A 6,017-nucleotide genomic window follows, 5' to 3' on the forward strand; every position below is an offset into this window, starting at 1 on the left:
AGGCACGTGCTGCGTGCTGATGTGAGCGCAGCGCCAGAGCATCTTGTTGTTCACGTGTGATGCCGTGGGTTTTCGCCATTTGTTCGGCGGTATCACCCATGCGTAAGCCGGTGGAATACTCTGCAACCGCAGGCGGCACCGGCAACAGATCGCGTGGGCGAAGACGGCGTAAGATTTGCAACTTTTTGCTGAAGGTTCGTGCTTTGTTGAGATCGACCAGCGCGCGCGCCAGCGTCTTGCTGACGCCAATGGGCAGTACTGATGAGGAGTCTGCACCGCCGGCAATACCCGCATCAATGGTACCCGCCATCAAGCTTTCCGCCACATTCGCCACCGCCTGAAAACTGGTGGCACAGGCACGACTGACGCTGTATGCATCAGTGTGCACGCTCAATCCGCTGCTCAGCACGATTTCGCGCGCAATATTGGGCGCTTCCGGCATTTGCACCACCTGGCCAAATACCAGTTGATCGATAACGTCGACCGGCAATTCGCTGCGCGCCATCAACTCTGACACCACCATGCGCCCCAACTCCAGCGCGGGAATGCCATGAAAATCACTCGCCTGACGGGCGAAAGGCGTGCGTAATCCATGGGTTATGGCGATTCGTTCGCCCTGACGCGTCAGCAGCGGCTGCGCTTTGCTCATTGCACTCACCTGTAATTTACGACCGTAGCATCATTGCCAAACAGGTCTGACCTGATCATCAGTGTTAACCAGGTGTTGCTAAGTCGCCAATAACAGAAGAAAAAAAGTGCGAGGGAAGACACGAAAAAGAGAAAACGCTGCCGGAAGGGCTTCCGGCAGCGACAGGATTAGCGTAAGCCGAGTTGAAAAATCAAGGTTTCGGCCTGGCAGGCAAAAGTGAAATCAACATTCAGGCGAAGCCCTGGCGCTTCTTCAACGAATTCTGCGTGAATCTCGCAAGGCTCGGATTCAACCTGACGCGCTTTGTCCGTCAGGTGCTTCAGCATCGCTTCAGCCGCATGACGATCGGCAAAAGCGCCAGACCAGCTCGCCGTGCAATCGGTATTGTCCATTACGGTGCCTACATCTACGCAGCAGCAAGCCGCCGTTTCCGTGGCACTGCATTTTTTAATGGCATCAGTCATTGTTTTCTCCTGACGATAAATCGACACAATCGGATCATTTTCTGACACAAAGTGTACGCCCCGCGCGGCCTGGCTTCTATCTCTCAGCGGCTAAGTGACGAATATCACACTAAAAATTGATCCAGAACAAATTTGACCGCTATGCTAGATGGGCATCGACAAGATTTTGTTAAGCAGATCTGATTTTATCGATCAAATCGGAAATATTTAAAAAACATTATTGCAACAAATACACAGGTCAGACCTATACTCGTCGCACTGGTCTGATATGTGCCTTTGTCATCAGTCCCTACAATCCGCCGTCCTTTGTTACGCGACGTAACAACGTTTAATAATAAATCTAGATGAGGTTGTGGTCATGAACCATAAGAACCTGTTTGCAAAGTCAGCTGTGGCAGCTGCATTGGCGCTTATCTCTTCCCATGTTTACGCCGCAGGCTTTCAACTTAATGAATTCTCAGCAATTGGTTTAGGTCGTGCTTATTCGGGTGAAGGTGCGATGGGCGATACCGCCGCATCTGCCAGTCGTAACCCGGCGACCATGGCATTGATGGATCGCCCTTCTTTCTCCATCGGTACCGTTTATATTGATCCAGAAGTGGATATCAGCGGCCAGAGCCCAACCGGCAACAGCCTGAATGCGAAAAACATCGCACCGAATCAGTGGATCCCTAACCTCCATTACGTTCATCCGATTAACGATCAGTGGTGGGTAGGCGCATCCGTCACCTCTAACTATGGTCTGGCGACAGAGTTCAATGACGGTTACACCGCGGGCGGTTACGGTGGTAAAACCGACCTGATGACCGGTAACTTTAACCTTAGCACCGCTTATCGTTTGAACGAGCACTTCAGCTTTGGTGTTGGCTTTGATGCAGTTTACGCTAAAGCAAAAATCGAACGTTATGCGGGTGAAGCCGGCGCTCGCGTCGGCATGCCAGCGGATACTCAGGTTGCCCACCTGAAAGGTGATGAATGGGGTTACGGCTGGAACGCTGGCATCCTTTATGAAGTGGATAAGAACAACCGCTTCGGCTTCACCTATCGTTCAGAAGTCAAAATTGACTTTGACGGCGATTACAAGAGCAGCATTCCCACCGCTTACAACGGTACACCGCAGGCAATTGCTTTAGGTCTGCCTTACGGCACCAGCGGCCAAACCATTCCGGGTTCACTCACGCTGAACCTGCCAGAGATGTGGGAAGTGTCGGGCTGGCATAAAGTGGCACCACAGTGGGCCGTACACTATAGCCTGACCTACACCAGCTGGAGCCAGTTCCAGGAGCTGAAGGCCACGGGCAGCAACGGTCAGACGCTGTTCTATAAAGATGAAGGCTTCAAGGATGCGTATCGCATCGCGCTGGGTACCACTTACTTCTACGACGATAACTGGACGTTCCGTACTGGTATCGCGTTTGATGACAGCCCGGTTCCTGCCGATAAACGCTCAATCTCAATTCCGGATCAGGACCGTCTGTGGTTGAGTGCCGGTGCTTCTTACGCCTTCAACGAAAATGCGTCAGTCGACCTTGGGATCTCTTACATGCACGGCCAGAAAGTCACGGTGAAAGAAGGCCCTTACACCTTTAACTCCGAAGGTAAAGCCTGGCTGTACGGCGCGAACTTTAACTACAAGTTCTGATGCTGAACACAGTGTGAAAAACGGCGACAGTGATGTCGCCGTTTTTTATTGCCGGCGCGACACCGGCCAGTGTTCTGCCAGAAAATCGATAAAACAACGTACGCGCGGTGATAAATAACGCCCTGGCCAAATGGCCGAAAAACCACTTTCGCGGATACAGCTTTCCGGCAGCACTTCAATCAACTCGCCCTGGTCCAGTAATTCCCGGACGACGAAATCCGGCACATAGCTGATCCCCATTCCGGCCAGCGTACTCTGCACCATGGCTTCAATGTTATTCACCGTCAGCTTTTTTACGGGTTGGAAATCCCCCGTCACCCGCAGATCGTCCAGCTCCCAATGTTGAATCAATCCCGTGGCGGGAAAGCGGAAAAGGATACAGTGGTGATCGATAAGATCAGCACTGGATGCTGGCCTGCCGTGCGCGGCAATATAGGCTGGGCTGGCACACAGCACAAAACGAAAAGGCCCCAACGCTCGCGCCTGTAAACGTGAATCCTGCATCTCGCCGCTGCGAATCGCGACGTCAAAACCTTCATCGATGACATTGACCAGCCGATCACTAAAATCACAATCCAATTCAACATCAGGATAGAGCTGACTAAATTGAGGCAACAGTGGCGTGATGAGTCGATATCCCACCACTGGCAGCGACACATGCAGTTTACCGCTCGGATGCGCCACCGTTTGAGTCATCTCGGCCTCAACATCACGCAGCTGTTCCAAAATGGGACGCGTGCGTGCCAATAGCAACGCACCTTCAACCGTCAGGCTCACGCTGCGCGTACTGCGGTTGAACAACCGCACGCCCAACTGTTGCTCAAGCCGGGCAACATTTTTCCCCACTGCCGAAGCAGAAATTCCCAGTTGCTGCGCCGCCTGCACAAAACTGAGCGTTTCAGCCGTGCGCACAAAGGAGGTTAATGCCGAAATACTGTCCATGATAAGAAACCTTTTGTCCGCAAAGTCTGGAGCCAAACCCCATTTATCCCCTTTTATATCCTCAATAATATGCGGCGTCATCTATCCCAACATTTGCGAGATAAACGATGGCAGAAATCAGTTCTCCCTCTTTGACAGGCGTCAGGATTAGCGCAACCCTGGCTATTTTGCTGGCGGCACTGTTACTCCCATTAAGTTTTACTGGCGGCGTGGTCACCACTCCCGCCATCAGCCACGCCTTACACGGTGGGCCGCTATCGCTGGCATGGTTAACTAACGGTTTTATGTTGACCTTCGGCAGCGGCTTGCTGGCGGCGGGTGTGGCGGCAGACAAACTGCGTTACAAGCGGGTGTTCATCGCAGGGCTGGCTCTTTTCTCCCTCAGCTCATTGCTGATTGCCCTAACAGACAGCACCTTTACCCTCGGTATTTATCGTGCATTACAGGGCATCGCCGCAGCACTTACGTTGGCCGGCGGAGCAACGGCACTGGCCCATCTTTATAGTGGACCGGCTCGCACGCGGGCATTTAGTTTGCTCGGCACACTATTTGGCGTCGGGCTGGCGTTTGGTCCACTGTTAATGGGCGTGATCACCGATGCATTCAGCTGGCGTTGGGTGTATGCGCTGCTGTCCACTCTGGCGGCCATCGTGGGTTTGGTGGGTCAGTTCAGTGTGGTGTCCGCGCCAGCAACACATTCCCCACCGGCAGATATTCGCGGCACGGCATTGTTTAGTCTCGCTCTCCTTGCGCTCACCACCACGCTGATCCTGTTACCCCAATATGGCGTATCGTCCTCAGCCGCGATCGTCGGCATTGTCGTGACGTTGCTGGCGGGTTGGCGCTTCATTCGCCATACGCAGCGTATCGCCCATCCCGTGTTTAGCCTGGCATTGCTACGTCAGCCGCACTTTGCTGGGGTGTTGCTGTTGCCTGTGGCCACCTGCTATTGCTATGTGGTTTTGCTGATCGTTATCCCACTTTTTTTAATGGGCGCACGTCATGTCAGCGAAATCCAAAGCGCAATTATTTTGCTGTCGCTGACGGCACCGATGCTGCTGTTCCCCAGCGTTGCGGCTGGATTAACGCGTTGGTTTGATGCGGGTAAAATTTCGGTAGCAGGCCTGTTGCTGGCCACGCTTGGATTGTTCGGCATGGGGTATGCCATCACCCTGAATGAGCTGACTCTACTTGCCTTTTCCATGGTCATCACTGGTGCGGGAGCCGCCTTGCCATGGGGATTAATGGATGGCCTCGCCGTCTCGGCGGTATCCATAGATCGCGCAGGCATGGCTGCGGATTGTTTAATACCGTGCGCGTGGCTGGAGAAGGCATTGCTTTGGCGATCGTCATGGCGATGCTGGCACTGCTCAATCGCTTTGGTCTACAGCAGCGCTTACCAGACGTGGATGTCGTCACGCGTGACAACGCTGCCGTGTGGTTATCCGGAAGTCATATTCATCAAGCACAGGAATTACTGCCGCAGATTTCCGCATCACTGCTCAGACTCAACGTGCAGCATGCGTATCAGATACTGCTTTATGGCCTGGCAGCCATCACATTCGGATGCGCAAATGCGGTGGGGATTTTGCTAAAGCAACCCGTCAAACGGGAATAAAACAATGGCGGCTGAGAAAGCCGCCATTCAATTTTACTGCGAATCGATGTCCTTCAAATCATCCTGAATCGCACTGGCGTTCGGATTCTCTTCCGGTTTTAACTTCCCGCCGTTGGCGAGGAAATCATTACGCTGGAAGTAGGCGTTGCGGATAAACGCATAGGGATCCTGCTGCTGTTTCAGGATGGCGTCGGAATCCAACAGCTGTGCACGTGTTTCCACACCTTCCAGTGTCCATTTACCAATCGACATCGGCCAGGTCAGCCAACTCAGTACCGGATAAAGCGTATCGACATAGTCGCCGCCATCCTGACGCACCGTGAAGCTGCCATAACCCGGAAGAACCACATAAGGACCGTAGCCCACACCGTAACGACCCAGCGTGCTACCGAAGTGGTGCGGGACTTCTCGCGCCAATTCAGGATTCGCTTTGCCCGCCACATCGATAAATCCGCCCAAGCCCAATACGGTATTGAGGAAGAAACGCGTGAAGTGGATTCCTGCCTGGCGCGGTTCACCCACCAGAATCGAGTTCAGCATGCTGGCCGGTTCGTCCAGGTTGCCGAGGAAGTTGCTCATACCACTGCGCGCAGGCACCGGCACGTAATCGCGCCAGGCAACCGCAACCGGGCGCACCACATAAGGATCCAGCACGTTCATGTTGAAGTTAAACATGGTGCGGTTAAAGCCTTCGAGCGGATC

5 protein-coding genes and 1 pseudogene are annotated in these 6,017 nt (G+C 53.5%); 2 read left to right on the top strand and 4 right to left on the bottom strand.

Annotated features, from left to right (window positions below):
- Positions 1-649 (bottom strand): beta-ketoacyl synthase N-terminal-like domain-containing protein (locus tag RT340_RS21335; protein ID WP_313377670.1); only part of this gene is annotated, 649 nt, incomplete at its 3' end.
- 167 nt (positions 650-816) lie between these two features.
- Complete coding sequence (locus RT340_RS21340) at positions 817-1,113, bottom strand: YfcZ/YiiS family protein (RefSeq protein WP_072226461.1); 297 nt, start codon at positions 1,111-1,113, stop codon at positions 817-819.
- Between the two features lie 358 nt (positions 1,114-1,471).
- On the opposite strand from RT340_RS21340, the gene fadL reads away from it, so the two are divergent.
- A complete protein-coding gene (gene fadL, locus RT340_RS21345; protein WP_313377671.1) occupies positions 1,472-2,755 on the top strand; it encodes a long-chain fatty acid transporter FadL in 1,284 nt (427 codons plus the stop codon).
- 45 nt (positions 2,756-2,800) lie between these two features.
- Here fadL and RT340_RS21350 read toward each other — a convergent pair whose 3' ends face one another.
- On the bottom strand, positions 2,801-3,697 hold the full coding sequence (locus RT340_RS21350; protein WP_313377673.1) for a LysR family transcriptional regulator: 897 nt from the start codon (positions 3,695-3,697) through the stop codon (positions 2,801-2,803).
- A 107-nt stretch (positions 3,698-3,804) separates the two neighbouring features.
- Between RT340_RS21350 and RT340_RS21355 the strand changes: the two are divergent.
- Positions 3,805-5,315, top strand: a pseudogene (locus RT340_RS21355) (MFS transporter).
- A 33-nt stretch (positions 5,316-5,348) separates the two neighbouring features.
- On the opposite strand, the gene mlaA reads toward RT340_RS21355, so the two are convergent.
- On the bottom strand, positions 5,349-6,017 hold a 669-nt coding region (gene mlaA, locus RT340_RS21360; protein WP_313377676.1), incomplete at its 5' end, for a phospholipid-binding lipoprotein MlaA.

The sequence above is a fragment of the Pantoea sp. CTOTU50773 genome (assembly GCF_032082325.1).
GTDB lineage: Bacteria > Pseudomonadota > Gammaproteobacteria > Enterobacterales > Enterobacteriaceae > Pantoea > Pantoea communis.